Annotated in this window: 21 protein-coding genes, 1 pseudogene and 1 riboswitch (1 of these 23 cut by a window edge); of the genes and pseudogenes, 10 read left to right on the top strand and 12 right to left on the bottom strand. The window is 66.1% G+C overall.

Features of this window, described 5'->3' with window-relative positions:
* Together thiE and hemL are read left to right on the top strand one after the other, a co-directional pair.
* On the top strand, positions 1-343 hold the 3' portion of the coding sequence (gene thiE, locus GAK28_RS21025) for a thiamine phosphate synthase (protein ID WP_291784080.1). 296 nt of this gene lie to the left of the window's left edge; the window shows 343 of its 639 coding nt (coding positions 297-639); its start codon lies beyond the left edge, outside the window; the stop codon is at positions 341-343.
* Positions 340-1,623 (top strand): glutamate-1-semialdehyde 2,1-aminomutase, encoded by a 1,284-nt coding sequence (hemL, locus tag GAK28_RS21020; protein WP_291784078.1) that lies wholly within the window; start codon positions 340-342, stop codon positions 1,621-1,623. Before thiE ends, hemL begins: the two co-directional genes overlap by 4 nt.
* Before the next feature lie 102 nt (positions 1,624-1,725).
* On the opposite strand, the gene GAK28_RS21015 is transcribed toward hemL, so the two are convergent.
* The 6 genes and pseudogenes from GAK28_RS21015 to GAK28_RS20990 all read right to left on the bottom strand — a co-directional run bounded on the left by GAK28_RS21015 (position 1,726) and on the right by GAK28_RS20990 (position 8,023).
* Positions 1,726-2,976 (bottom strand): acetylornithine/succinylornithine family transaminase, encoded by a 1,251-nt coding sequence (locus GAK28_RS21015; protein ID WP_291784076.1) that lies wholly within the window; start codon positions 2,974-2,976, stop codon positions 1,726-1,728.
* Positions 2,977-3,403: 427 nt separating this feature from the next.
* Positions 3,404-4,330 (bottom strand): annotated as a pseudogene (locus tag GAK28_RS21010) (sigma-54 dependent transcriptional regulator); the annotation flags it as partial.
* A gap of 238 nt (positions 4,331-4,568) precedes the next feature.
* A complete protein-coding gene (locus tag GAK28_RS21005; protein WP_291784074.1) occupies positions 4,569-5,384 on the bottom strand; it encodes an NAD(P)-dependent oxidoreductase in 816 nt (271 codons plus the stop codon).
* 10 nt (positions 5,385-5,394) lie between these two features.
* Entirely contained in the window at positions 5,395-5,997 is a 603-nt protein-coding gene (locus GAK28_RS21000) for an LON peptidase substrate-binding domain-containing protein (protein WP_291784072.1), read from the bottom strand.
* Positions 5,998-6,007: 10 nt separating this feature from the next.
* Positions 6,008-7,366, bottom strand: coding sequence for a UDP-N-acetylmuramate:L-alanyl-gamma-D-glutamyl-meso-diaminopimelate ligase (mpl, locus tag GAK28_RS20995; protein WP_291784070.1), 1,359 nt, complete (start codon positions 7,364-7,366; stop codon positions 6,008-6,010).
* A gap of 75 nt (positions 7,367-7,441) precedes the next feature.
* Positions 7,442-8,023: an adenylate kinase gene (locus GAK28_RS20990; RefSeq protein ID WP_291784068.1), complete on the bottom strand. Its 582-nt coding sequence runs from the start codon at positions 8,021-8,023 to the stop codon at positions 7,442-7,444.
* A 177-nt stretch (positions 8,024-8,200) separates the two neighbouring features.
* Between GAK28_RS20990 and GAK28_RS20985 the strand changes: the two genes are divergently transcribed.
* The gene (locus GAK28_RS20985; protein WP_291784066.1) at positions 8,201-9,457 is read left to right on the top strand and encodes a 6-phosphofructokinase; all 1,257 of its coding nucleotides are present in this window, start codon (positions 8,201-8,203) and stop codon (positions 9,455-9,457) included.
* A 43-nt stretch (positions 9,458-9,500) separates the two neighbouring features.
* On the opposite strand, the gene GAK28_RS20980 is transcribed toward GAK28_RS20985, so the two are convergent.
* Both GAK28_RS20980 and GAK28_RS20975 read right to left on the bottom strand, forming a co-directional pair.
* Positions 9,501-10,907 (bottom strand): UdgX family uracil-DNA binding protein, encoded by a 1,407-nt coding sequence (locus GAK28_RS20980; protein ID WP_291784064.1) that lies wholly within the window; start codon positions 10,905-10,907, stop codon positions 9,501-9,503.
* Positions 10,907-12,121: a putative DNA modification/repair radical SAM protein gene (locus GAK28_RS20975; RefSeq protein WP_291784063.1), complete on the bottom strand. Its 1,215-nt coding sequence runs from the start codon at positions 12,119-12,121 to the stop codon at positions 10,907-10,909. Before GAK28_RS20975 ends, GAK28_RS20980 begins: the two co-directional genes overlap by 1 nt.
* A gap of 90 nt (positions 12,122-12,211) precedes the next feature.
* On the opposite strand from GAK28_RS20975, the gene GAK28_RS20970 reads away from it, so the two are divergent.
* The 5 genes from GAK28_RS20970 (at position 12,212) to ppa (ending at position 19,258) form a co-directional block, all read left to right on the top strand.
* A complete protein-coding gene (locus GAK28_RS20970) occupies positions 12,212-13,498 on the top strand; it encodes an amidohydrolase family protein (protein ID WP_291784061.1) in 1,287 nt (428 codons plus the stop codon).
* 127 nt (positions 13,499-13,625) lie between these two features.
* The gene (locus GAK28_RS20965; protein WP_291784059.1) at positions 13,626-14,069 is read left to right on the top strand and encodes an RcnB family protein; all 444 of its coding nucleotides are present in this window, start codon (positions 13,626-13,628) and stop codon (positions 14,067-14,069) included.
* Positions 14,070-14,171: 102 nt separating this feature from the next.
* Positions 14,172-16,220 carry a sodium-translocating pyrophosphatase gene (locus GAK28_RS20960; protein ID WP_291784057.1) on the top strand — a complete coding sequence of 683 codons (2,049 nt, stop codon included), beginning with the start codon at positions 14,172-14,174 and terminating at the stop codon, positions 16,218-16,220.
* A gap of 165 nt (positions 16,221-16,385) precedes the next feature.
* On the top strand, positions 16,386-18,512 hold the full coding sequence (locus GAK28_RS20955) for a prolyl oligopeptidase family serine peptidase (RefSeq protein ID WP_291784055.1): 2,127 nt from the start codon (positions 16,386-16,388) through the stop codon (positions 18,510-18,512).
* A 212-nt stretch (positions 18,513-18,724) separates the two neighbouring features.
* A complete protein-coding gene (gene ppa, locus GAK28_RS20950; protein ID WP_291784053.1) occupies positions 18,725-19,258 on the top strand; it encodes an inorganic diphosphatase in 534 nt (177 codons plus the stop codon).
* Between the two features lie 109 nt (positions 19,259-19,367).
* On the opposite strand, the gene GAK28_RS20945 is transcribed toward ppa, so the two are convergent.
* From GAK28_RS20945 to GAK28_RS20930, 4 genes are all read right to left on the bottom strand, one after another.
* Entirely contained in the window at positions 19,368-20,384 is a 1,017-nt protein-coding gene (locus GAK28_RS20945; protein WP_291784051.1) for a DUF2333 family protein, read from the bottom strand.
* 44 nt (positions 20,385-20,428) lie between these two features.
* On the bottom strand, positions 20,429-21,001 hold the full coding sequence (locus GAK28_RS20940; RefSeq protein WP_291784049.1) for a DUF892 family protein: 573 nt from the start codon (positions 20,999-21,001) through the stop codon (positions 20,429-20,431).
* A gap of 164 nt (positions 21,002-21,165) precedes the next feature.
* On the bottom strand, positions 21,166-23,007 hold the full coding sequence (gene thiC, locus GAK28_RS20935; RefSeq protein WP_291784047.1) for a phosphomethylpyrimidine synthase ThiC: 1,842 nt from the start codon (positions 23,005-23,007) through the stop codon (positions 21,166-21,168).
* A 69-nt stretch (positions 23,008-23,076) separates the two neighbouring features.
* Positions 23,077-23,176: riboswitch (TPP riboswitch) on the bottom strand.
* 37 nt (positions 23,177-23,213) lie between these two features.
* On the bottom strand, positions 23,214-23,876 hold the full coding sequence (locus GAK28_RS20930) for a TetR/AcrR family transcriptional regulator (RefSeq protein ID WP_291784044.1): 663 nt from the start codon (positions 23,874-23,876) through the stop codon (positions 23,214-23,216).
* Positions 23,877-24,239: 363 nt separating this feature from the next.
* Here GAK28_RS20930 and GAK28_RS20925 point away from each other — a divergent pair, with 363 nt between their 5' ends.
* Positions 24,240-24,899 carry a protein-L-isoaspartate O-methyltransferase gene (locus GAK28_RS20925; protein ID WP_291784042.1) on the top strand — a complete coding sequence of 220 codons (660 nt, stop codon included), beginning with the start codon at positions 24,240-24,242 and terminating at the stop codon, positions 24,897-24,899.
* Between the two features lie 36 nt (positions 24,900-24,935).
* Positions 24,936-26,324 carry a TolC family outer membrane protein gene (locus GAK28_RS20920; RefSeq protein WP_291784041.1) on the top strand — a complete coding sequence of 463 codons (1,389 nt, stop codon included), beginning with the start codon at positions 24,936-24,938 and terminating at the stop codon, positions 26,322-26,324.
* Positions 26,325-26,334: the final 10 nt, after the last annotated feature.

The raw sequence follows: 26,334 nt of genomic DNA, 5'->3' as shown, positions 1-26,334 counted from the left end.
AGCGATCCTCGGGCCCGGCGCGATCATCGGTGTCTCTTGCTATGGGTCGCTGGAGCGCGCGCGGGAACTGGCCCCCCAAGGCGTCGACTACCTCGCCTTCGGTGCCATGTATCCGTCGAGCACCAAGCCGCACGCCCCCGTCGCAGCGCATGACGTAGTGACGCAGGTGAAGGCCTTGGGCTTGCCCGTCGTGGCGATCGGCGGCCTCACGCCGGACAATGCCGGGGTCGTGATCGATGCCGGCGCGGACTACATCGCCGTCGTCTCCGCGATCTTCGCCGCTCCGGACATCCAGTCCGCCACGCGCCGTTTCGCCGACCTCTTTACCGGAACCACCCGATGACCACGAACCACGAACTCTTCGCCCGCGCCCGCCAGCTGCTGCCCGGCGGCGTGAACTCGCCCGTGCGCGCCTTCAAGTCGGTCGGCGGCGAACCGTTCTTCACCGAGCGCGCCGACGGTGCCTACCTCTGGGATGTCGAGGGCAAGCGCTATATCGACTACGTGGGCTCGTGGGGTCCGATGATCGTCGGCCACAACCATCCTGCCGTCCGCGAGGCGGTAGAGCGCGCGGTGCGCAACGGCCTTTCCTTCGGCACGCCGTCGCCCGCCGAGGTGACCATGGCCGAGACCATCGTGAAGCTCGTGCCCTCGGTGGAAATGGTGCGCATGGTCAACTCGGGCACCGAAGCCACCATGTCGGCCATTCGCCTGGCCCGCGGCGCCACCGGTCGCGCGAAGATCGTGAAGTTTGAGGGCTGCTACCACGGCCATGGCGACAGCTTCCTCGTGAAGGCCGGCTCCGGCGCGCTCACCTTCGGCGTGCCTACCTCGCCGGGCGTGCCCAAGGCATCCGCCGACCTCACCCTTACCCTGCCCTACAACGATATCGATGCCGCCCGCCTGCTTTTTGCCCAGGAGGGCAAGGAGATCGCCGGCCTCATCATCGAGCCGGTCGCGGGCAACATGAATTGCATCCCGCCGAAGCCGGGCTACCTCGAGGCCCTGCGCGAGCTGTGCACCGAACACGGCGCCCTGCTGATCTTCGACGAGGTGATGACCGGTTTCCGCGTCGCCCTGGGCGGTGCGCAGGCGCATTACGGCATCACCCCCGACCTGACCTGCTTCGGCAAGATCATAGGCGGCGGCATGCCGGTCGGTGCCTATGGTGGCCGCCGCGACCTCATGGAGCAGATCGCTCCGGCGGGTCCGATCTACCAGGCGGGCACGCTGTCGGGTAACCCCGTAGCCATGGCGGCCGGCCTCGCGATGCTGGAGCTGATCCAGGCACCGGGCTTTCACGACGACCTGGCCGCACGCACGGTGCGCCTCACCGACGGCATCGCCGCGGCTGCGACGAAGCACGGCATCCCGTTCAGCGTGACCCGCGTGGGCGCGATGTTCGGCCTGTACTTCACGAGCGAGACGGTGGAGACCTACGCCCAGGCTACCGGCGCCGATGTCGCCGCGTTCAACCGGTTCTTCCATGGGATGCTGGAGCGCGGCGTGTACCTCGCGCCGTCGGCGTTCGAGGCGGGCTTTGTTTCCAGCGCGCATTCGGATGCGGTGATCGAAGAGACGATCGCGGCGGCCGACGCTGTGTTCGGGACGCTGGTGGCATGACCGCGCCGCGGTAACCCGCCGCCTCGCCGTGGGCACCGGCCTGCGCCGGTGCGACGACCCGCGTGGAAACAAAATGCCCGGCCATTGGCCGGGCATTTTGTTTCAGGCCACCTTGGCTTCTTTGGCCGCGAACTCGGCCAGGGCTGCGTGGAGGCGGTGCAGGCCTTCGGCCACTTCCTCGTCGGTGATGGTCAGCGGCGGCACGATGCGCAGCACGTCGGGGCCGGCCTGGAGGATCAACAGGCCATGGGCCGCGGCGATGTCGAGGATCTCGCCGGCACGTCCCTGATGGGCGCTGTCCAGCACCGCGCCGAGCATGAGGCCGCGACCGCGCACTTCCGAGAACAGATGGAACTCGTGGTTGAGCTTGTCCAGGCCCTTGCGGATGTCATTGGCCTGGCGCTCGACGTTGAGCAGCACTTCGGGCGAGGCGATCTTGCGCAGCGCCACGCGGGCGACGGCGGCGGCCATCGGGTTGCCACCGAACGTGGTGCCGTGGGCGCCGAACTGCATGACATCGGCCACCTTCGGCCCGACCAGCATCGCGCCGATGGGGAAACCGGCGCCCAGCGCCTTGGCCAGGGTGACGATGTCGGGCGTGACATGGTCGTGCGTGTGGGCGAACAGCGAACCTGTACGCCCCATGCCGCACTGGATCTCGTCCAGCACCAGCAGCGCGTCGTGGGCGTCACACAATTCACGCACCTTCTTCAGGAAACCCGGCTCGGCCGGCATGACACCGCCCTCGCCCTGCACCGGCTCCAGCATCACAGCGGCGACACCACCCTGCGCGAAGGCATCTTCCAGCGCGGCCACGTCGTTGAACGGCGCGTAGCGGAAGCCACCCGGCAGCGGCTCGTAGCCTTCCTGGTACTTCGGCTGCGCGGTGGCCGTGACCGACGCGAGGGTGCGGCCATGGAACGAACCCTTGAAGGTGACGATGACGCGGTTCTCGGGCGAGCGGCCCTGGCAGGCGGCCCACTTGCGGACCAGCTTGATCGCGGCCTCGTTGGCCTCGGTACCCGAATTGCAAAGGAACACGCGTTCGGCGAACGGCGAATGCTTGACCAGTTCTTCGGCCAGGCGCAGCGGCGGCTCGGAATAGAACACGTTGCTGGCGTGCCAGAGCTTATGGGCCTGGGTGACGAGGGCCTCGACGAGGTCGGGATCCTGGTGCCCCAGCGCGTTCACGGCGATACCGGCGCCGAAATCGACATAGTCACGGCCCTCGGTGTCCCACACGCGGGCACCCTTGCCGTGATCGAGGATGACGTCGCGGGGACGGTACACGGAAAGCCAATAGCGCTTGCCCAGGCCGATGAGATCGGAGGGTTCGACAGGATGCGACGACATTGCAACGACTCCGGGCCCCGGCCGCAGCGCCAGGACCCACTCAGGGATGGATGGAATCGCACGGTACGCTCTGCGGTCCGACATCGATCCTTCCCTCACGAGCGGCGAGCGGAACGGGTCCGTGGGGGCGCTCGGGTGGAATCCCCATCCTATAAGGCGCGGACCACGCGGACAACGGCCCTGTAGCGACCGTGCAACGCAGTGCATAGCGGACGCTACAACCGCCGAGCCGCCCTGCTCACCGACGGCTCGGAAAATCCTTGCGAATCAGTCGTCCCGTCGCATGGCACGGCGCTTGCTCTTTCCATCACCGTGGTCCTGTGAGCCCGCGGATTCGCCTGCCGGTACCCCTGCCAAGCCCGGCGGTGAATGGGAAACTCCCGGTTCCCCTGTGAACCGGGAGTTTTTTTCCGCCTCGCGAGGTCACTCAGCGCAGTTCGTCGAGCACGAGCTGGTGTTTCTTGCAGAGCCGATAGACGGTGACGCGGGATACCCGCAGGCGACGCGCGCATTCGCTGATGTTGAAGGCGCTGGCCCGCAGGCAGTCCACGATGGCTTCGCGCTCGGCCATGGTCCGCGCGCCGCCCAGGCTGTCGCGATCGCCGCCGGGCGCATCGGCGTTCAGTTCGAGATCGTCGGGCGTGATCAGCGCATCGTCGGCGATCACGGCTGCGCGCTGCACGCGGTTCATGAGTTCGCGCACGTTGCCCGGCCAGGGAAACGCGCTCATCGCACGGCGTGCCGCCGCGCTGAACGTGCGCGCGCGAGTGCCGTAGTTTTCGCGGAAGGTATCAAGAAAGTGCTGCGCCAGCAGGTCCAGGTCACCCATGCGTTCGCGCAGGGGCGGCATCCGCAGGCGCAGGACGTTGAGTCGATAGAAAAAATCTTCGCGAAAGCGGCCCTGCGCCACCGCCTTTTCAAGGTCCACATGCGTGGCCGCCAGCACGCGCACGTCGACCCGGATCGAACGGCAACTGCCGATGCGCTCGATCGTGCCCTCCTGCAACACGCGCAGGAGGTTGGTCTGGGCATCGAGCGGCAGGTCGCCGATCTCGTCCAGGAAGACCGTACCACCGTCCGCCGATTCGAAATGCCCGATACGGCGCGACGTGGCGCCGGTGAATGAGCCACGTTCGTGGCCGAACAGCTCGGATTGGACCAGGTTAGCCGGCAATGCGCCGCAGTTGATGGCTGCGAAGGGCTTGTCCTGGCGTGGAGAAAGCTGATGCAGCGTACGCGCCGCTACTTCCTTGCCCGTGCCCGTCTCACCGGTGATGAGCAGGGGCAGCTCCACGGGAGCGAACTTGCGCAGGTTATGCAGAAGCGTGCCGATGGCCGGACTCTCGCCCCAGATGGCGCAAAGCCCCGCCGATTCGCCGTGCGACATGACTGATCCTCACCCCGTGCCCGTGGCCTGCTGCGGCCCTTGCGGGTGTTCCCTGTCCCGCCGCCGACGCCCCCTGCGAGCCGGCAAGCCCCACGCGCCGCCTGTCCCGAAAGGGTGGCGGCGACCGGAACCGACGTTATAACGGCCTGCCGAAAGCGGCCATACGCCAAACGAGCTAGCCCACGTGGCGCTCCTGGCTCGGTGGTCAGAGAAACAAATCGGGCAGCAGCGGCTCGCCGGGCTGGACGGCGTAGGCATCGAAATCGACGACGCCCTGCTCGCGCAGGATGTCCTCGTCGATGCAGAAGCGGCCGGTGAAGCCTTTCGCCGGCCGGGTGAGGATCGCATGGGCCGCGTCGGCCACGATCTCGGGTCGGCGGCAACGCTTGGCCTCCACGCCGTCGATCATGCCGATGGCGGCGGTGGCGATGATGGTCTTCGGCCACAGCGCGTTCACCGCGATGCCCATCGGCTCGAACTCCGGCGCCATGCCCAACACGCAGTGGCTCATGCCGAACTTCGCGATGGTGTAGGCGACATGCGGCGAATACCACGCCGGATCGAGGCTCGGCGGCGGCGAGAGCATCAGCACGTGCGGATTCTCGGCCTCGCGCAGGAACGGCAAGCAGGCCTGCGTGGTGAGGAAGGTGCCGCGCGTGTTGACCTGGTGCATCAGGTCGAAGCGCTTCATGGGCGTGTCTTCGGTACCCGCGAGCCAGATCGCACTGGCGTTGTTCACCAGGATGTCGATACCACCGAAGCGTTCCGCCGCGGTCGCCACGGCCATGCGTACTTCCGATTCCTCGCGAATGTCCACCTTCAACGGCAGCGCCACGCCACCGGCGGCCTCAATCTCCGCCGCCGCGGTGTGGATGGTGCCCGGCAGCTTCGGATTGGGCACGCCACTCTTCGCCGCGATGACGATATTGGCGCCATCGCGAGCCGCGCGCAGGGCGATGGCCAGACCGATGCCCCGGGAGGCACCTGTGATGAAGAGGGTCTTTCCGGCGAGCGAGGTCATGGCGAAGATCTCAGGTGCGTTGGAAGCGGGGCAGGATGTCGCGCAGCTCCGCCAGCCGCTGCAGGGGGTCGTCGAGTTCGAGCATGTGCTGGCACTCGTGGGCATCCAGCGGCAACAGTTCGCACAGGCGGAACCCTACCCAGCTGGCATCGTCGGCGCGGCCGGCCACGTCATTGCGCCACGGCGGCATCATCTGCTCGGACAGGCGTTCGAGGATGGTCGCCAGCAGGCCGAACTCAGCCGGCACCGGCAGGGTGTCCTCCGCGTTCCACACGGTGACATCGCCGCGCACCTGGCCATCCGAGCGCACGCGCGTACGGGCGACGCGGAAGCGCTTGCCACCTTCCGCCACGATACCGAGCAGGCCATCCTCGCGGGTGTGGAAGTCGGTGATGCGGGCCAGCGTGCCCACGGCGGCCGGTACGGCCGGCTGCCCCGCCTCACGGCCTTCCAGGATCATGCATACGCCGAACTCGCGTCCCGTACGGGCGCATTCGCGTATCAGGTCGAGGTAGCGCGGTTCGAAGATGCGCAACTGGAGATGACCGTCCGGGAAGAGGACGTTCGACAAGGGGAACAGCGGCAAGTCGTGCGTGGGCGTGGTCGCAGCCATGCCCGCCAGTCTAACCCGCGTCGAGTGTCGTGAAGAAGCGTCGCGGCGCGCCTTCGAAACCGCCGTTGGACATGAACACCACATGGTCGCCCTCGCGCGCATCGGCGGCCAGTTCGGCGACCAGCGCATCCACGCCGGGGACGGTGGTGCCGCGACCATCGAGCGCGGCGGTGACTTTGCCCGCGTCCCAGGCCAGTTCAGGGCGATGCAGGAAGACCACGCGATCCGCATCGGCCAGCGAGGGTGCCAGCGCATCGGCATGCGCGCCCAGGCGCATGGAGTTCGAGCGCGGCTCCAGCGCCACGACGATGCGCGCCTTGCCGACCTTCGCTCGCAGACCCGCCAGCGTGGTGGCGATGGCGGTGGGATGGTGCGCGAAGTCGTCATAGACGGTGACGCCATGCGCCATGCCGATCACCTCCATGCGACGACGCACGCTGGTGAAACCGGCGAATGCCGGCAGCAAGGCCACCGGATCGGCGCCTGCCGCGGTCGCGGCGGCCAGCGCGGCCAGCGCGTTCATGACGTTGTGGCGACCGAGCGAGTTCCAGCGGATCTCGCCCAACGCCACGCCCTGCCGCGTGACACGGAAATGCGAGCCATCGGCGGCGATCAGCTCGGCGCGCCAGTCGCCGCGCTCGATACCGAAGGTTTCCACCGGCGTCCACGCGCCCATCGCGAGCACCTCGGCGAGATAGGCGTCCTCGGCGTTGACGATCAGTCGGCCGTTGCCGGGTACCGTGCGCACGAGGTGGTGGAACTGGCGTTGGATGGCGGCCACGTCGGGGAAGATGTCCGCGTGGTCATATTCCAGGTTATTGAGGATGGCGATGCGCGGCCGGTAATGGACGAACTTGGAGCGCTTGTCGAAGAAGGCCGAATCGTATTCATCGGCCTCGATCACGAACGGCTTGCCTTCGCCGCGGCGCGCCGACACGTCGAAGTTACCCGGCACGCCGCCGATCAGGAACCCCGGCGACTGACCGGCCGATTCCAGCAGGTGCGCGAGCAGACTCGTCGTGGTGGTCTTGCCATGCGTGCCGGCCACGGCCAGCACCTCGCGACCGCCCAGCAAGGTCTCGCCCAGCCACTGCGGTCCGGAGATGTAGCGCATGCCTTCGTCGAGCATGTACTCGACGGCCGGATTACCACGCACCATCGCATTGCCCACCACCACGAGATCCGGCGTGGGCTGGAGATGTTCGGAGCGATAGCCCTGCATGAGCGAGATGCCCAGTGCTTCGAGCTGGGTGCTCATGGGCGGATAGACGTTGGCGTCGGAACCCTCGACCTGGAGACCCAGTTCGCGAGCGAGCGCGGCGACGCCGCCCATGAAGGTGCCGCAGATGCCGAGGATATGGACGCGCATTGCCGTAGTTCGTCGTCTGGCGCGATGGCGCAGGGCCATCGCGAAAGGCCCGCCATGAAGGCGGGCCGGGAAGGATCAGGCGCTGAGGGCCTTGGCCTCGTCGAGAGCGGCCTTGATACGGACGGTGACGTCCTTGAGCTCGCCCACGCCGTCGATCTCCTTGAGCTTGCCACGCTTGGCGTAGAACTCGGCGACCGGGGCGGTCTGGTCGGCGTAGATGGCCAGGCGCTTCTTGACCGTGTCCGGGTTGTCGTCGGGGCGGCCTTCCTTCTCGAAACGCACCACGCAGCGATCGACGATGGCCTCGTTCGGCACGTTGAGCTTGATCACCACGTCGAGCGGCTGGCCGATTTCCTTCAGCACCACGTCGAGGGCGTCGGCCTGGGCGAGGTTGCGCGGATAGCCGTCGAGGATGAAGCCCGGTTTGGCGTCCGCCTGGCTCAGGCGATGGCGGATGATGCCCAGCATGATGTCGTCCGGCAGCAGCTGGCCGGCGTCCATGAGCGACTTGGCTTTCATGCCGAGTTCGGATTCCGCCTTGATCTCGGCGCGCAGGAGATCGCCCGTGGAGATGTGCGGAATGCCCAGATCATCCTTGAGGATGGTCGCCTGGGTACCCTTGCCCGAACCGGGGGCGCCAAATAGCACGAGTCGCATGGATGCTCCGTTTCGCCGGCAGGCGGAAACCCCTCCGCCGGACACAATAAAATGGGTCCCAAGGTAACGGCAGCTGCCGCGCCGCGTCAAACGGCTGTTACAAAGGCGTGGCAGGACGCCGCAGGGCTCCGGCTCGCTGTACCCTCGGGGCTTACGACCCGAAGAAGGACGCGACGCATGGCCTCCGGCAAACTCCTGTACGCCCAGTCGGGCGGTGTCTCCGCCGTCATCAACGCCACCGCGGCGGGTGTCATCGAAACCGCCCGGGACAAGGGCATCGTGGTGTACGCCGCCCGCAACGGCATCCTCGGCGCCCTGCGCGAGGAGCTGATCGACACCAGTAAGGAAGCCAAGGCGAACATCGCCGCCCTGCGCCATACGCCAGGCGGTGCCTTCGGCTCCTGCCGCTACAAGCTGAAGTCGCTGGAAGAGAATCGTGCCGAATACGAGCGGCTGATCGAGGTCTTCCGCGCCCACGACATCCGCACCTTCCTCTACAACGGCGGCAACGATTCCGCCGACACCGCCAACAAGGTGTCTAAGATCGGCCAGGCGCTGGGCTACGAGGTGAACTGCATCGGCGTGCCGAAGACGATCGACAACGACCTGGTAGTTACCGACACCTGCCCCGGCTTCGGCTCGGTGGCCAAGTACACCGCTATCGCCGTGCGCGAAGCCAGCCTCGATGTCGCCTCGATGGCCGACACGTCAACCAAGGTCTTCATCATCGAAGTGATGGGCCGCCACGCCGGCTGGATCGCGGCCGCCGCGGGCCTGGCCGGCAGCAAGGCCGGCGATCCGCCGCACGTGATCCTGTTCCCCGAGAACGTTTTCGACCCCGAGGCCTTCCTGGCCAAGGTGCAGGCCACGGTCGAGAAGGTGGGCTACTGCACCGTGGTGGTGTCCGAAGGCGTGAAGGACGCCAGCGGCGCGTTCCTCGCTGAATCCGGCGCGCGCGACGCCTTCGGCCACGCGCAGCTCGGCGGCGCCGCGCCTGTGCTGGCGGCGCTGGTGCGCGAGAAGCTGGGCTACAAGTACCACTGGGCCCTCCCGGACTACCTCCAGCGCTCCGCCCGCCACATCGCCTCGAAGGTCGACGTGGAACAGGCCTATGCGGTCGGCAAGAAGGCGGTGGAATACGCCGCCGAGGGACTGAACGCCGTGATGCCCGTGATCGTGCGCACGTCCGACGAGCCGTACAAGTGGAAGATCGAGGCGGCGCCGCTGGACAAGATCGCCAACCACGAAAAGAAGATGCCGAAGAACTTCATCGCGAAGGATGGCTTCGGTATCACCGCTGCCGCGCGCCGTTATCTCGCCCCGTTGATTCAGGGTGAGGTGCCGCCGCCGTATGGGGACGATGGCCTGCCGGAGTATGTGGTGCTGAAGAATGCCTCTGTGCCGAAGAAGCTGAAGAAATTCAAACCGGCGTGACCTGTAGGAGCGCGCTTGCGCGCGATCGCGCGCAAGCGCGCTCCTACACGAGCAGGTCCCGCATCAGGGACAGGTCCCGCACGAAGTCCGCATAAGCCCGTTCCTGCTCCGCCGGATCGGGCAACCTCAGCAAATACGACGGATGCACCGTCGCCATGGCGCGGCGCCCGTCGGGCAGCTCGATCCAGCGACCGCGCTCTTCCATCAGGCGAAACGACGCGCCGAACACGGCCTGCGCGGCCATCGCGCCGAGGCAGACCAACGCCTTGGGCCGAATGCGGTCGATCTCCGCCGCCAGCCAGCGCCGGCATGCCGCCTGTTCCTCGGCGTTCGCCCGCTTGTGCAGGCGGACCTTGCCGCGTGGTTCGAACTTGAAGTGCTTCACCGTATTGGTGACATAGAGTCTGTCGCGCGGCACCTCGACCTCGGCCAGCGCCTGGTCGAACAGCTTGCCCGCAGGCCCAACGAACGGCTTTCCTGCCAGATCTTCCTGGTCGCCCGGCTGTTCGCCGATCACCACCACGCGGGCATCGACGGGGCCTTCGCCGAACACCGTCTGCGTCGCCGGTTTCCAAAGGTCGCATGCACGGCAATCGGCCGCCTGGCGTCGCAGCTCAGCGAGACTACCCTCAGGCGCTTCGTCCGCCGCCTTCTGCAAGGGCGTGATCTTCTTCCTCGGCACCGTGGCCTGCTTCTCGACCATGGCCTGCATCCTCGGCAGCGCGTCACGCACCAGTTCGGGGATGAGGCGCGCCTCCGGCAGGTTCTTCCAGTATTTCACCGGCATCTCGCGACGCATCGCGTCGACCTTCAGCCGGGCGGGATTGAAGATGCTGGCGTAGTAGGTACGCCACAGGTCCTCCAACGCATCGTCCGATGGCGCGTCCTCGCGCCGCGCGCCCGGCCCGAAGGTGAGCGTCGTGCCGTCCCAGTGAGCCGTGCGTGACGGGGTGAGCAGGGACCAGCGCATGCCGGTGAAGCGACGCACAAAGAACGGCGCCACGCGACGGACGATATCGTGCGCCGGTTCGAACCACGCCACGTAGACGCTGCCGTCCTCGGTGGTCACTTCACGGAAGCGCACGAAGGCCTTCATCTTGTGCGCGTCGCGATTGACCTGCTTCGCACAGGCGTACGCCCAGGCGACATCGTCGTCGGTGGCGAGCGCCAGCAGGCCCTTCTCGCCATGGGTGAGTCGCCACAGCATCCGATAAAGCACCGCATGGCGCTGCTCGTCGCTATGGGTCAGCACGATCGCCGCGAGATCGAGGAAAGCGCGCGGCACGGGGGCCAGCCTCTTATCGCCCGGCGGCGGCAAGACGTCACCGCCGAACAGACCATCCTCCTGCCAAGCCACGTCGCGCGGATCCACGTCGGCAAGCAGCAGCGCCCGGGCGGTCGTCCGCCAGGTATCGAGGTCGGACGGATCGTCGAGGGTGACGCGGTACATCAGCCGAACAGGTCGGGCTGGGCCGGTTCGCGCAGGTCGCGTCGAAGGACGACACTCTCGTGGTCACCGCGCGGGCGATGGTCCACCGTCTGCACGAAGGGGGCGACCTTCTTGACCGGCACGCGCAGGCGCACCAGGTCGTCGTAGCGGATGCGCTTGTGCGTGCGCATGGCGATCAGCTTGTCCACGGTCTTCACGCCCAGCCCCGGTACGCGCAGGAGCATGTCGCGCGAGGCGCGATTGACGTCCACGGGGAACTGCTCGCGATGACGCAGCGCCCAGGCCAGCTTCGGATCGATATCGAGCGGCAACATGCCGTCGTCGCCCGCCGGCGCGATCTCGTCGGCAACGAAGCCATAGAAACGGATCAGCCAGTCGGCCTGGTACAACCGATGCTCGCGCACCAGCGGTGGCGGCTTCAACGGCAGGATCTTCGACGCGTCCGGAATCGGGCTGAACGCCGAGTAGTAGACGCGGCGAAGCTGGTAGTTGTTGTAGAGGTTGCTGCTGGTCACCAGCACGTCGCGGTCGTTGGCGCTGTCCGCGCCGACGATCATCTGCGTGCTCTGGCCCGCCGGCGCGAAACGCGGCGCCTTCGCTTCGGCCTTCGCCTCGTCGATCGACAACCGCAACCGACCCATCGAGCGGCGGATATCGCGAAGGTCTTTCTCCGGCGCCAGCGATTTCAGGCCGCCCTCGGTGGGCATTTCCACATTGATGCTCAGACGATCGGCCCAGCGTCCGGCGGCGTCGATCAGCTCGGGCGCGGCGTCGGGAATCGTCTTCAGGTGGATGTAGCCACCGAAGCGGTGTTCGGTGCGAAGCGTGCGGGCCACGCGCACCAGCTGTTTCATCGTGTAGTCCGGCGAGCGGATGATGCCCGAGGACAGGAACAGCCCCTCGATGTAGTTGCGCCGGTAGAACTCCAGCGTCAGCTCCACCACTTCTTCGGGCGTGAACCGGGCACGACGCACGTTGCTGCTGCGCCGGTTCACGCAATACGCGCAGTCGTAGACGCAGAAGTTGGTGAGCAGGATCTTCAGCAGCGAAATGCAACGCCCGTCCGGCGCGTACGCATGGCAGATGCCCATCCCTTCGGTCGAGCCGATGCCTCCCGTACCGAGCGAGTTGCGGCCCTTGCCGCCGCTGGACGAGCACGAGGCATCGTACTTGGCGGCGTCGGCCAGGATGGCGAGCTTGTCTGAGAGTTCCATGGGGAGGCTTATGGTGCCGTATCCGAAGGCCGATCGGCGTGAAGGTTCCTATCACCGCTATCATCCGGGGTCGTTACCCGGAGCCCCGCCATGGACCTGATCATCCGCCACGCCACCCTGCCCGACGGTCGCCGCGATGTCGACATCGGCATCCGCGACGGACGCTTCGCCGCCATCCGGCCGGCACTGGAAGCGAGCGCGGCGGAGGAGATCGACGCGCAGGGCCGGCTGGTCTGTCCGCCCTTCGTGGACGCGCACTTCCACATGGATGCCACGCTCTCGCTGGGCCTGCCGCGCCTGAATGCCTCGGGTACCCTGCTCGAAGGCATCGTCCTGTGGGGCGAACTCAAGCCGCAGCTCACCATCGACGCGCTCATCGCCCGTGCGATGGCCTACTGCGACATGGCCGTGGCCCAGGGCCTGCTCGCCATCCGCAGCCATGTGGATGTCTGCGACGACCGCCTGCTCGCCGTCGAGGCACTCCTGGAAGTGAAGCGCCGCGTCGCGCCGTACCTGCACTTGGAGCTGGTCGCTTTCCCGCAGGATGGCCTGCTTCGCTCGCCCAGCGCGAAGGCCAACCTCATACGCGCGCTCGACATGGGCGTGGACGTGGTCGGCGGCATCCCGCATTTCGAACGCACGATGGCCGACGGAGCCGCGTCGATTCGCTGGCTGTGCGAACTCGCCGCCGAACGCGGCCTGCGCGTGGACATGCATTGCGACGAGTCCGACGATCCGCTGTCCCGCCACATCGAGACACTCGCGGCAGAGACGCAGCGCATCGGCCTGCAGGGACGGGTCACCGGCTCGCATCTCACGTCCATGCATTCGATGGACAACTACTACGTGTCCAAGCTGATCCCATTGATCGCTGAGGCCGGGGTGCATGCCATCGCCAACCCGCTGATCAACATCACGTTGCAAGGTCGCCACGACACCTACCCCAAGCGTCGCGGCATGACCCGCGTGCCGGAGCTGCTGGCGACCGGGGTCAACGTCGCCTTCGGCCACGACTGCGCGATGGACCCGTGGTACGGCATGGGCTCGGGCGACATGCTCGACGTGGCCCACATGGGCCTGCACGTCGCCCAGATGACCTCCACGGCGGGTGTCGCCCAGTGTTTCGACGCAGTCACCGCGAATCCGGCGCGCGTGCTGGGCCTGGAGGGCTATGGCATCGCGGAAGGCCATCCGGCCGATCTGGTGCTGTTGCAGGCCGGCGACGCCTACGAGGCGATTCGCCTTCGAGCGGCCCGCCTGCTGGTGCTGCGCGGTGGCCGCGTGCTGGCCCGCGCACCGGAACGCGCCGCGGCACTCCAGTTGCCCGGCCGGCCGGCGCGGGTGTCGCTGGAATTCCGCCCGGGTTCGATCGCCTGATCGAGCTGTCGCGGAAGTGAACGACCCGTGACGTCGTAAGACCTTGCGTTCAGGCGAACGTTCCTAGCATCCGGGTCGACGGTTGGCCGCAAGGAGCGCGGCAGGTGACCGCACCTGGAGACCCGCGATGAAAACCTTCCTGCGCACCACCCTCGCCTGTCTGGCCCTGGCCGCCGTTCCGGCCGCCTTCGCCGATCCGGGCCACCACGATCACGACCGCGATCGGGATCGTCACGGCTACGACCGCCATCACGATGGACGCTGGCACGACGATCGTGGCCGGTACCCTGACCGCGGATGGCACGGCCATCGCCCACCGCCCCCGCCGCGCTACTACGGTCACGACCATTACTATCGCCCGGCCTACTACAACCGCCCGCCCCCGCCGCCACGCTATTACGGCCACTGGGAGCGCGGTCACCGGTACTACGGCCGGCAGACGGTGATCTACGATTACGGCAGCTATCGCCTGCGTCCGCCGCCGCGCGGTTATCACTGGGTGCGCGATAACAACGACTTCCTGCTCGTCGCCATCGCCACAGGCATCATCCTGGATATGGCCACGCGTTGATCCCGCACCGGCGACGGTGCAGCGCACAACAGCTTCGAGCGCCTCCCCTGCCTATACTCGGGCCGAGCCCTGCCGGGGCTCCTACAATTCGGGGAGGCTTCGATGCTGCAACAGTACGGTTTATGGATCGCGCTGGCATGTGCGGTCGTGGCGATTCTGTACGGTGCGTTTTCGGTCAGCTGGGTGCTGGCCCGATCGCCGGGCAACGAACGAATGCAGGCGATCGCCACGGCGATCCAGGAAGGCGCCCGCGCCTACCTCAACCGACAATACGCCACCATCGGCGTCGTCGGCATCGTGCTTTTCCTGCTCATCGGCATCTTCCTCGACTGGGGTACCGCGATCGGTTTCGCGCTGGGGGCGATCCTCTCGGGGGCAGCCGGCTACATCGGCATGAACGTTTCGGTTCGTGCCAACGTGCGTACCGCCGAGGCCGCCAGGAGCGGCCTTTCTTCTGCTCTGGCGGTGGCCTTCCGGGGCGGGGCGGTCACCGGCATGCTGGTGGTGGGACTGGGCCTGCTGGGCGTGGCCGGGTACTACGGCGTACTGATGCACCTGGGCTACGAACGCAGCCACGCCCTGCACGCGCTGATCGGACTGGCCTTCGGCTCGTCGCTGATCTCGATCTTCGCGCGCCTGGGCGGCGGCATCTTCACCAAGGGTGCGGATGTGGGCGCCGACCTCGTCGGCAAGGTGGAAGCTGGCATTCCCGAGGACGATCCGCGCAACCCGGCGGTGATCGCGGACAACGTGGGCGACAACGTCGGCGACTGCGCCGGCATGGCCGCCGACCTGTTCGAGACCTACGCGGTGACGCTGATCGCCACGATGCTGCTCGGTGGCGTGATGGCCACGGAGACCGGCCCCTCCGGCGTGCTGTACCCGCTGGTGCTCGGCGGTGCGTCGATCGTGGCCTCGGTGATCGGCACCTTCTTCGTGAAGACCCGCGGCGGCAAGATCATGAACGCGCTCTACGCTGGCGTGTTCGTTTCCGCACTGCTCGCCGCCATCGCCTTCTGGCCGATCACGCAGTCACTGATGGCCGACTCCGCCTACGGCGCGGGTCGCATCTACGGCTGCGCGATCATCGGCCTGGTGCTGACCGGCGCGATGGTGGTGATCACCGAGTACTACACGGCCACGGAATACCGACCGGTACGCCATGTGGCGCAGTCGTCCACCACGGGCCACGCGACCAACATCATCGCGGGCCTGGGCGTCTCGATGAAATCCACCGCGCTACCCGTGCTTGCCGTCTGCGCGGCGATCTGGGGTGCCTACGCGCTGGCCGGTCTCTACGGCATCGCCATCGCCGCCACCGCCATGCTGAGCATGACCGGCATGATCGTGGCGCTGGATGCCTACGGCCCGGTCACCGACAACGCGGGCGGCATCGCCGAGATGGCCGAACTGCCTGCCGAGGTACGCGGCGTGACCGATCCGCTGGACGCGGTCGGCAACACGACCAAGGCGGTGACCAAGGGCTATGCGATCGGCTCGGCCGGCTTGGCGGCGCTGGTGCTGTTCGCCGACTACACGCATAACCTCAGCCTGCATTTCGGGGGCGCGGAGGTGCGCTTCGATCTGTCCAACCACTACGTGATCATCGGCCTGCTGATCGGTGGCCTGATCCCCTACCTGTTCGCCGCGATGGCGATGGAGGCCGTGGGTCGCGCCGCCGGGGCCGTGGTGGAGGAAGTGCGCCGCCAGTTCCGGGAGATCGCCGGCATCATGGAAGGCACGACCAAGCCGGACTACTCCCGCGCCGTGGACATGCTGACCCGCTCGGCCATCCGCGAAATGCTGGTGCCCTCGCTGTTGCCGGTGCTGGTGCCGGTGGTGGTGATCTTCGGCTTCAAGTGGCTGGGCGGACCCGAGGCGGGGGCGCAGGCGCTGGGCGGCGTGCTGATCGGCACCATCGTCACCGGCCTGTTCGTCGCCATCTCCATGACCACGGGCGGCGGCGCCTGGGACAACGCCAAGAAGTACATCGAGGATGGCCACTTCGGCGGCAAGGGATCGGACGCGCACAAGGCCGCCGTCACGGGCGATACGGTCGGCGATCCGTACAAGGACACGGCCGGCCCGGCAGTGAATCCGCTGATCAAGATCATCAATATCGTGGCGTTGCTGTTGATTCCGCTGCTTTGAGGCAAGCCTGATCGCCGACACGGTCGGCTCCCACCCCTTCGGTCGTCGCCATGTCGCCTGCCGAAGGGGTGGATATCTAGGACGAAAGTCATGGGGGCCCCATGGCCTCCCCTGCGTTAAGGTCAGAAGTCACGTTCTTCATCGACCCCAGGGGACACTTCACCCATGCAACGACGCTGGATTGCGCTTGCCATCGCCCTTACCTTCAGTGGCATGACCCAGGCACACGACACCCCCAAGACCGCGCCCGCCGCCACTCAGGCCGCCGGTGACGACGAAAACCTCTGGCTCGACGACATCGACGGTGCGAAGCCGCTCGAGTGGGTCAAGGCGGAAAACGCCAAGACCGTCGCCAAGTACACCGAAAGCCAGGACTTCAAGACACTCGACGCGCGCCTGCTCGAGGTGCTCGACTCCGACGCGAAGATCCCGATGGTCTCGCGCATCGGCGATAGCTACTACAACTTCTGGCGCGACAAGGAACACCCCAAGGGCATCTGGCGGCGCACCTCCCTGGCCGAGTACCGCAAGGACAAGCCCAACTGGGAGACCGTGATCGACCTCGACGCGCTCAACGCCGCCGAGAAGGAAAACTGGGTGTGGCACGGCGCCCAGTGCCTGAAGCCGGACTATCGCCGCTGCCTGCTGTCGCTCTCGCGCGGTGGCGCGGACGCGGACGTGGTGCGTGAGTTCGATCTGACGACCAAGTCCTTCATCAAGGATGGCTTCACCCTGCCCGAGGCCAAGAGCCAGGTGGCCTGGATCGACCAAGACCACATCTACGTGGCCACCGATTTCGGCCCGGGTTCCATGACCGATTCCAGCTACCCGCGCATCGTGAAGGAATGGAAGCGCGGTACGCCGCTCGCCTCCGCGACCACGGTATACGAAGGCCAGAAGACCGACATGTCCATCTCGGCCTTCCGCGATCGCACGCCGGGCTTCGAACGTGATTTCGTCAATCGCGCGCTGGCGTTCTACAACTCCGAGACCTACGTCCGCGGCAAGGACGGCAAGCTCACCAAGATCGACGTGCCCAACGATGCCGAGACCGACGTCGAGCGCGAGTGGCTGTTGATCGAGCCGCGCACCGACTGGACCGTGGGTGGCAAGACCTATCCCTCCGGCTCGCTGCTGGCGGCGAACTTCAACGACTACATGGCCGGCAAGCGCGACGGCATCACCGTGCTGTTCAAGCCGGATGCGCACAGCTCGCTGGCGGCCCATTCGTGGACCCGCAACCATCTCATCCTCAACGTCATGCGCGACGTCGTCACGCAGATCAGCGTGCTGACGCCGAACACCGGCGGCGAGTGGAAGACCGAATCGCTCGGCGGCGCCCCCGCACTCAGCACGGCGCAGGCGACAGGTGTCGATGCCGACGACAACGACGATTACTTCATGATCGTCTCGGGCTTCCTGCAGCCGTCCACGCTGTACTTCGGCACGCTCGGCAAGAGCCAGCCGGAAGAGCTCAAGCACAGCCCGGCGTTCTTCGACGCCTCGAAGTTCGCTGTGAGCCAGCACTTCGCCACCTCCAAGGACGGCACCAAGGTGCCCTACTTCGAGATCGCCCCGAAGTCGCTGAAGACCGACGGCAGCAACCCGACCCTGGTCTACGGCTACGGCGGCTTCGAAATCTCCCTGCAGCCCGCTTACTCAGCTGGCGTCGGCCGCGCGTGGCTGGAGAAGGGCGGTGTGTATGTCATCGCCAACATCCGTGGCGGCGGCGAATACGGTCCGCGCTGGCACCAGGCGGCGCAGAAGGCGAATCGTCCGCGCGCCTACGAGGACTTCGCGGCCGTGTCGCAAGACCTGATCGACCGCAAGATCACCAGCCCGAAGCACATGGGCATGATGGGCGGCAGCAACGGCGGCCTGCTGGCGGGCAACATGCTCACCAAGTACCCGCAGCTGTACGGCGCCGTGGTCAGCCAGGTCGCCCTGCTCGACATGAAGCGCTATCCGCACATGTCGGCCGGTGCCTCGTGGATGGCTGAATATGGCAACCCGGACAAGCCGGAGGAATGGAAGTACATCCAGACCTTCTCGCCGTACCACAACCTCCACAAGGGCACCCACTACCCGGCGGTGCTGTTCACCACCTCCACCCGCGACGACCGTGTGGGTCCGGTGCACGCCCGCAAGATGGCCGCCCGCATGCAGGCCATGGGCTTCGATGCCAGCTTCTACGAGAACATCGAAGGCGGCCACGGCGCCGCGGCGGACAACAAGCAGTCGGCCTTCATGAACGCCCTGTCGTACACCTACCTCTGGGAACACCTGAAGTAAGGACTCGGCGCCTCACGCTTGTAGGAGCGAGCTTGCTCGCGATGGGGGCTCCTCGCGACGTGTGATCGCGAGCAAGCTCGCTCCTACAGCCAAATATCCCGACGTTTACCTACCGTTTACGCTTTCTGGGCCGCCCGGCAGGACGGCTGACTTACCCCGGCCCTGCCGGTATCCTAGGCGGCTAAGTACCCTTTACCCTCCAAGGAATCCCCATGGGCCTGCACCTCGTACCCGCCGGCAAGAACGTGCCGGACGAAATCAACGTCATCATCGAAATCCCCAAGGATGCCGAGCCCGTCAAGTACGAGGTGGACAAGGACAGCGGCGCGATCTTCGTCGACCGCATCCTCTCGACCCCGATGCGTTACCCGTGCAACTACGGCTACGTGCCGGGCACCCTGGGCGGCGACGGCGACCCGCTCGACGCGCTGGTGATCCTGCCCCTGCCGCTGGTCCCGGGCTCGGTCATCCGCTGCCATCCGGTCGGCATGCTCAAGATGACCGACGAAGCCGGTTCGGACGAGAAGCTGGTGATGGTGCCGGTCGGCAAGATCTTCGCCGGCTACTCGCACATCAAGGACATCGACCAGGTTTCGGGCCACTGGCTTGAGCGCATCGGCCACTTCTTCGAGCACTACAAGGATCTCGAGAAGGGCAAGTGGGTCAAGATCGAAGGCTGGGTCAACGCCGCCGAAGCCAAGGCCGTGATCAACGCCGGCATCGAGAGCTACAAGGCCTCGAAGTAAGCCACGCGAACCGCATGTCGTACAAAAAAGCCCGCTAACGCGGGCTTTTTTTTCTTCTGTAGGAGCGCGCTTGCGCGCGACGGGGCCGCCGCTACATCCGATCGAAGGATCAACCGCGGCTCAACAAAGCCCGCAGATCAATGATCGCCGCGTTAGCCCGCGAGATGTAGTTCGCCATCACCAGCGAATGATTGGCGAAGAACCCAAACGGCGAACCGTTCAGCACCACAGGGCTACCAAGCGATTTCTGCGATTCCTCAAGCTCGCGGATCACCTGCTGCAGGCTGGCATCGGCATTCTTCGATTTCAGGATCGGCCCAAAATCGTGGCGGATGGCCTTCAGCTGCTCCAGCAGCGCCCAGGTATAGCCACGCGCCTCATAGAAGTTGTCGTCGATCTTGTTCCAGGGCGTCTTCACGTACACGGCCTTGGCAGGTGCCGCATTGGCCGCCACGTCGGCGTTGGGGGCGGCGTCGACCTTGAGCTGGCCGACACTGGCCGAGAGCCGCTGGGACAGCGAGCCCAGGCGGGTGGAGACGGTCTGCAGGTAGTCGGCCAGGTTGTCGGCGCGGGCGTAGAAATGGGCGTTGCCGTCGGGCGAGTCGCTCAGGCGCCCGAGGTAGTCTTCCAGGTCGCCCATCGCCTTGGTGTACTGGGATTCCGAGCTGGGGAAGAGCCAGCGGTCGTTCGGGCTGTTGAGCAGGGGGTCGGCCTCGCCGAGGGACTTGTCCTCGACGGACTGCGTCTGCGAGCGACTGAAGTCGTTGCGCAGTGCACGGACCAAGTCGCGGGAGGCGGTCAGGGAGCCGAACTCCCAATTGGGGATGTTGTCCATGAACGCGCCGGGCGGCAGCTTGTCATTGCTGAGATAACCACCGCGCTTGTCCATCAGCGTGTCGACCGAACGGATCAGCGTATACGTGGTGACGGCGCCCGTGCTCATCGGCCGGCCGAGGTCCTTCATGTGCGCGGTGGTCACGGCGACCGGATCGAACTGCTCCGGCTCCTTGTCCCACCACCACATGAAAAACAGCACCAGCAGGACGAGGATCGCGATCGGCAGCGCGATCGCGAGGGTCACAGGGTTGCGTCGACGTTTCGGCGCGGGGGCGGCGGTCGCGTTCATGGTCATCCTTCGTCAGAGCGAGCGAACGCCCCTAGCTTACCCCCTCAGTGCCGGGCAGGTGCCGCCGGCTCGCCCTTCTTGCCGAGGTTCTCCAGCAGCGTCGCCATGTCTTCGGCGTGCTCTTCTTCCTGCGCGAGGATGTCTTCCATGATGCGGCGCGTGGTCGGGTCGTCGTCACCGATGTAGTTGACGATGTCACGATAGCTGTCGATGGCGATGCGTTCTGCGACGAGGTCTTCCTTGATCATGTCGATGAGGTCCTTACCTTCGACGTAATCCGCGTGACTGCGTGAAAGAAGGCCTTCCGGGTTGAAATTGGGGGTGCCGTCGAGCTGCGTGATGCGCTCGGCGATGCGGTCGGCATGGGTCTGTTCCTCGTTGGCGTGTTCGAGGAATTCGGCCTTCACGCTCTGCGAATGGATGCCCGGCGCCATGTAGTAGTGGTACTTGTAGCGCAACACGCAAACGATCTCGGTGGCCAGCGCTTCGTTGAGCAGTTTGATCACCGTTTCACGGTCGGCGCGGTACCCCGATGTGATGGCGCCCTTGTCGATATGCTCGCGGGCACGCTTACGAATGTTCTCGATATCGCTGACGAATGGCTTGGCGCTGGACATGGCCTGGGTCTCCTTGGAAGGTGACGTGGGGAAGGCTCCAGACGGTAGGACCGGCGCTGGGAAAAGCGGGTGAAGGCGGCCGAATGGGAATCGTGTGCGTTTCCCTCGGAGCCTTCCGCCGTAACCCCGGGCATGCGCCCAGGGCCACGGCGAAGCAGGCGCGATCACGCCTTCCGGTAGACCTCCCCGCCCTGTTCGCGGAATTCCAGCGCCTTCCCCTCCATGCCTTCGGCGTATTCGCGTACGTCCTGTGTGATCTTCATGGAGCAGAACTTCGGCCCGCACATCGAGCAGAAGTGCGCGGACTTGTGCGCGTCCTTGGGCATCGTCTCGTCGTGGAACTCGCGGGCCTTGTCTGGATCGAGTCCAAGGTTGAACTGATCGTCCCAGCGGAATTCAAAGCGTGCCTTGGACAATGCGTTGTCGCGCACCTGGGCACCCGGATGGCCCTTGGCCAGGTCGGCGGCATGGGCGGCAATCTTGTACGCGATGATGCCGTCGCGCACATCCTGGCGATTCGGCAAGCCGAGGTGCTCCTTCGGCGTGACGTAGCAGAGCATCGCCGTGCCGAACCAGCCGATCATCGCGGCGCCGATGGCGCTGGTGATGTGGTCGTAGCCCGGCGCAATGTCGGTGGTGAGTGGCCCCAGCGTGTAGAACGGCGCCTCGTGGCACTTCTCCAGCTGGCGCTCCATGTTCTCCTTGATGAGCTGCATGGGTACATGGCCAGGGCCTTCGATCATGCACTGCACATCGTGTTTCCACGCGATCTGCGTGAGTTCGCCCAGCGTGTCCAGCTCGCCGAACTGGGCCGCGTCGTTGGCGTCGGCGACGCATCCCGGACGCAGGCCATCGCCGAGACTGAAGGACACGTCATAGGCCTTCATGATCTCGCAGATATCCTCGAAATGTGTGTAGAGGAAGTTCTCGCGATGATGCGCCAGGCACCACTTGGCCATGATGGAGCCGCCGCGCGAAACGATGCCCGTGACGCGTTTCGCGGTCAGCGGCACGAAGCGCAACAGCACGCCCGCGTGGATCGTGAAGTAATCGACGCCCTGCTCCGCCTGCTCGATGAGCGTGTCGCGGAAGATCTCCCAGGTAAGATCCTCGGCGACGCCGTTGACCTTCTCCAGCGCCTGGTAGATCGGCACCGTGCCGATGGGCACCGGCGAATTGCGGATGATCCACTCGCGCGTCTCGTGGATGTGCTTGCCGGTGGAAAGGTCCATCACCGTATCGCCGCCCCAGCGGATCGCCCACACCAGCTTTTCTACTTCCTCGGCGATGCCCGAACTGACGGCGCTGTTGCCGATGTTCGCGTTGACCTTGGTGAGGAAGTTGCGGCCGATGATCATCGGCTCGGCTTCGGGATGATTGATGTTGGCGGGAATGATCGCGCGGCCCCGGGCCACTTCGTCACGCACGAATTCCGGCGTGATGAGCCGGGGCAGCGCGGCACCAAAGGCCTCGCCAGGATGCTGGATGCGCAGCGCGCTCTCGCCCAGCGCCTCGATGCGCTGGTTCTCGCGGATGGCGATGTATTCCATTTCCGGCGTGACGATGCCACGGCGGGCATAGTGCATCTGGGTGACGTTGGCGCCCGTCTTCGCGCGCAGCGGACGACGCGTCGCGCCAAAACGGATGGCGTCCAGTCGGGCATCGGTCTCACGCGCGCGGCCGAAGTCCGAGGACAGTCCCGCCAGGCGCTCCACGTCGCCGCGCTCCTCGATCCAGCCCGCACGCAGGGCGGGCAGGCCCACCGCGAGATCGATCGCGTGGGCGGGGTCGGTATAGGGGCCGGAGGTGTCATAGACGACAACGGAGGGATTGGTTTCGCCGCCAAACAGCGTCGGCGTGGCGGACTGGGCAATCTCGCGCATGGGCACGCGCAGGTCGGGGCGACTACCGGTCACATGGATCTTGCGCGATCCGGAGATCGGCTGGGTGACGGATTCGGAAAGCTCGCGCGCGGCGCGGGCAAGGTCGGACGGCATGGCATTCATCGGCTTCTCGGTCCTCACGGGGAAGGGAGAAGCGGACGGCGCCGCCACGGGCCCGCGCGCAGACGCACGTCACCCGTGGACGAAGCTTCCTACGCCGGTACCAACCGGATCAGGTTCGAAGGGACTCTCTCAGCCCGCGCTTTTCGCATGGGCACCCCCGCTTCGCCGGCCATTCAAGCACGAAGCGGCAGCGGATGCGAGCGATATCAGGCTTCGCTGCGCGGCGAATACGCGCGCATGAACATCTCGACCGCCGCCTGCGCGTTGGCGCGCACCTCTTCGGCGAACTGCACGGCACAGTCCTCGCAACCGAACAGGCGACGAATCAGCAGGTCGCCCTTGAGCAGGGCCAGGAACTGCGTGGTAGCGCGGGAGACATCAGGAATGTCGAGCTGACCACGGCTGGTGGCACCTTCGAGCAGTCGCTGCACGAGCTTGTGCATGCGTGCCGGGCCTTCTTCCCAGACCAACCGGCCGAAACGCGGGTTGCCGCCCGAATGGCAGTCCGAAAGGATCGCGCGGAAGGTACCCACGGACTCCGTGTTGGTTTCCATCGCCGCATGACGGCTGGCGATGTTGCCCAGGGTGATGCGGATGTCCGCGCCGGGGCTGAAGTCGAAGAGGTTGTCCGGCAGGCGCTCCTGCACGTGCGCGCGGATCACTTCACGGAAAAGGTTGTCTTTGTCGCCGAAATGGCTGTAGACGGTGAGCTTGGATACGCCGGCGGACGCGGCAACGGCGTCCATGCTGGTACCCGCGAAGCCGCCCTGGGTGAACAGGGCCTTGGCCGCGTCGAGGATGGCCGCGCGTTTCTCCATGTCCTTCGGACGCCCCGGGCCCTGGGGTTTCATTTTCGGGCTGGCGTTCATGGCTACACCTTCACAAACAAAGATTATGACTTTATTATACGCATCGGTTTAGTTATTTCCAGCACGACGCGGTTGCCGTCCACGTCACCGGAAAAAGCGGAGCATCGCCGCCCGTCTACCTTAGAATGTGAGGTGGGGCCTCCGATCGGCGGTTCCCATGGCCTGAAGGGATGCTCGCCATCGGTCGTTCAGCCGCCAGAGTCCTGGATCTCACGGAAGCATGACTTCCGTCAGGTCCGTCCGGTGACTTCCGGCACTTCGTCCGATGGCACGGCGCCCGCAGCCTTTACACATTGGGAATGTAGGCGGTAAGCGCTTATCCTTCCGAACCTTTTTTGCAGATTTCGTACGGGATTGAACACCATGGCGATGAATTTCGAGCAGGCCCGGCAGAACATGGTCGAGAACCAGGTCCGCCCCTGGGAGGTCCTCGACTATGACGTCCTCGAAACCCTGAAGGCTGTCCGTCGCGAGGACTTCGTCGCGCCGGCTCACCGTAACGTGGCGTTCGCCGACCTCACCCTGCCCCTGGGCCATGGCGAGGTGATGATGAAGCCGGTCATCGAAGGCCGCGTGCTCCAGGCCATTGCCCTGAACAAGACCGACACGGTGCTCGAGATCGGCACCGGCTCGGGCTACCTCACCGCCTGCCTCGCCCGCCTTGCCGGCAAGGTCACCAGCATCGACATGCATGCCGACTTCGTCGACGCCGCGCGCCAGCGCCTGGCCGCCGCCGGCGTCACCAATGTCGCGCTGGACACCGCCGAGGCCGTCAACGGCTATGCCCCGGCTGGCGTTTTCGACGTCGTCGTGGTCACCGGGGCGGTCCATGCGGTTCCCGAGAAGTTCGTCCGCTGGCTGAAGCCGGGCGGCCGCATGTTCGTGGTCCGTGGCGACTCCCCCGCCCAGACGGCGGTGCTCCTCACCCATGAGGGCGAGGGCCGCTTCCGCGAGGAATCCCTGTTTGAAACGGACCTTCCCTACCTGGCGCATGCCGCGCCGGTGAAGCGCTTCGTGCTCTGACCCCACCAGATTTCCCATCATCCACGAGGCGATACCATGCGCTTGAAGCTGTTCACCGTCGCGTTCGCACTGGCCGCGATGCCGTTCGCCAGCCACGCGGAAGACCTGCTCGAGGCCTACCGCCTGGCCCGTGCCAACGATCCGACGCTGTCCCAGGCGGATTCCCAGCGCCTCGCCAGCGGTGAAGGCGTGGTGCAGGCACGTTCGGCCCTGCTCCCGCAGGCCAACGCTACGCTCAGCCTCAACCAGGCCGATCCGGCCGGTCCGTCGCGGACCCAGCTGACCGACGCAGCGGGCAATCCCCTGCGTGATGCCCAGGGCCGCCCGGTTCTCTCGGACGACGCCGGTCATACCCGCACGCGTACGCTCAATGCGAACATCACCCAGACCGTGGTCGACTTCAGCAAGCTGGCCGACCTGAAGGCCGCCCATTCGTCGGCCGACTCGCAAAACGCCGCCTACGACGCCTCCGCGCAGCAGTTATTTGCCCGCGTGGCCTCGGCCTACTTCCTGGTGCTCACCAACGACGACGCGCTGACCTTCGCCAAGGCCAACGAACAGGCGCTCGCCCGCCAGCTCGAGCAGGCCCAGCAGCGTTTCGACGTGGGCCTGTCGGCCATCACCGACGTGCAGGACGCCAAGGCCCAGCACGACTCCGCCGTGGCCTCCGTGATCACCGCCGAGAACACCCTGGCCGACTCGCGCGAAGCCCTGACCCAGATCACCGGCAAGCCGTCCGAGAACCTGAAGAAGCTGCGCGAGCAGCTGCCGATGGACGCGCCGACCCCGAACGATCCGAACGCGTGGGTGGCCCAGGCCGTCAAGACCAACCCGACGATCATCTCGGGTCAGTACAACGTCGATGCCAACGAGCATTCGATCTCGGCCGCCCGTGCCGGCCACCTGCCGACCCTCGGCGCCACGGCGTCATACGGCAAGTCGTCGTCGTGGACCGAGAACCTGGGCGCAGTGAACAGCGCCAACAACCCGAACGGCCGCGGCACGACCACGGTCGGCCTGACCCTGACGGTGCCCATCTTCTCCGGCGGCTACACGCAGTCGAAGGTGCGTCAGGCGATCTACAACCGCGATTCCGCCCAGGATTCGCTGGAGATTACCCGCCGCCAGGTCGTCCGCGACACGCTGAACTACTACCGCTCGGTCGTCGCCGGCATCAGCAAGGTCGGCGCGACCAAGGCCGCCGTGGAATCCGCCGAGAGCGCGCGAGACGCCACGCAGGCCGGCTTCGAAGTGGGTACCCGTACCATCGTGGACGTGCTCATCGCGCAGCAGAACCTGACCCAGGCGCTCAGCAACTATTCGCAGGCGCGCCACCAGTTCATCCTCGACAAGCTGCTGCTCAAGCAGACGGCCGGCACGGTGGACTTCAAGGACATGGAAACGATCAACTCGCTGCTCCAGTAAGCACGGCGAA

The sequence above is a fragment of the Luteibacter sp. genome, from assembly GCF_009912395.1.
GTDB lineage: Bacteria > Pseudomonadota > Gammaproteobacteria > Xanthomonadales > Rhodanobacteraceae > Luteibacter.
This window is presented reverse-complemented; position numbering and strand designations above follow the sequence as displayed.

Excerpts from the sequence above, each read along its gene's own strand:
- hemL (WP_291784078.1), top strand. The coding sequence starts at position 340 with ATGACCACGAACCACGAACTCTTCGCCCGCGCCCGCCAGCTGCTGCCC.
- GAK28_RS21015 (WP_291784076.1), bottom strand. The coding sequence starts at position 2,976 with ATGTCGTCGCATCCTGTCGAACCCTCCGATCTCATCGGCCTGGGCAAG.
- GAK28_RS21005 (WP_291784074.1), bottom strand. The coding sequence starts at position 5,384 with ATGACCTCGCTCGCCGGAAAGACCCTCTTCATCACAGGTGCCTCCCGG.
- GAK28_RS21000 (WP_291784072.1), bottom strand. The coding sequence starts at position 5,997 with ATGGCTGCGACCACGCCCACGCACGACTTGCCGCTGTTCCCCTTGTCG.
- mpl (WP_291784070.1), bottom strand. The coding sequence starts at position 7,366 with ATGCGCGTCCATATCCTCGGCATCTGCGGCACCTTCATGGGCGGCGTC.
- GAK28_RS20990 (WP_291784068.1), bottom strand. The coding sequence starts at position 8,023 with ATGCGACTCGTGCTATTTGGCGCCCCCGGTTCGGGCAAGGGTACCCAG.
- GAK28_RS20985 (WP_291784066.1), top strand. The coding sequence starts at position 8,201 with ATGGCCTCCGGCAAACTCCTGTACGCCCAGTCGGGCGGTGTCTCCGCC.
- GAK28_RS20980 (WP_291784064.1), bottom strand. The coding sequence starts at position 10,907 with ATGTACCGCGTCACCCTCGACGATCCGTCCGACCTCGATACCTGGCGG.
- GAK28_RS20975 (WP_291784063.1), bottom strand. The coding sequence starts at position 12,121 with ATGGAACTCTCAGACAAGCTCGCCATCCTGGCCGACGCCGCCAAGTAC.
- GAK28_RS20970 (WP_291784061.1), top strand. The coding sequence starts at position 12,212 with ATGGACCTGATCATCCGCCACGCCACCCTGCCCGACGGTCGCCGCGAT.
- GAK28_RS20965 (WP_291784059.1), top strand. The coding sequence starts at position 13,626 with ATGAAAACCTTCCTGCGCACCACCCTCGCCTGTCTGGCCCTGGCCGCC.
- GAK28_RS20960 (WP_291784057.1), top strand. The coding sequence starts at position 14,172 with ATGCTGCAACAGTACGGTTTATGGATCGCGCTGGCATGTGCGGTCGTG.
- GAK28_RS20955 (WP_291784055.1), top strand. The coding sequence starts at position 16,386 with ATGCAACGACGCTGGATTGCGCTTGCCATCGCCCTTACCTTCAGTGGC.
- ppa (WP_291784053.1), top strand. The coding sequence starts at position 18,725 with ATGGGCCTGCACCTCGTACCCGCCGGCAAGAACGTGCCGGACGAAATC.
- GAK28_RS20945 (WP_291784051.1), bottom strand. The coding sequence starts at position 20,384 with ATGAACGCGACCGCCGCCCCCGCGCCGAAACGTCGACGCAACCCTGTG.
- GAK28_RS20940 (WP_291784049.1), bottom strand. The coding sequence starts at position 21,001 with ATGTCCAGCGCCAAGCCATTCGTCAGCGATATCGAGAACATTCGTAAG.
- thiC (WP_291784047.1), bottom strand. The coding sequence starts at position 23,007 with ATGAATGCCATGCCGTCCGACCTTGCCCGCGCCGCGCGCGAGCTTTCC.
- GAK28_RS20930 (WP_291784044.1), bottom strand. The coding sequence starts at position 23,876 with ATGAACGCCAGCCCGAAAATGAAACCCCAGGGCCCGGGGCGTCCGAAG.
- GAK28_RS20925 (WP_291784042.1), top strand. The coding sequence starts at position 24,240 with ATGGCGATGAATTTCGAGCAGGCCCGGCAGAACATGGTCGAGAACCAG.
- GAK28_RS20920 (WP_291784041.1), top strand. The coding sequence starts at position 24,936 with ATGCGCTTGAAGCTGTTCACCGTCGCGTTCGCACTGGCCGCGATGCCG.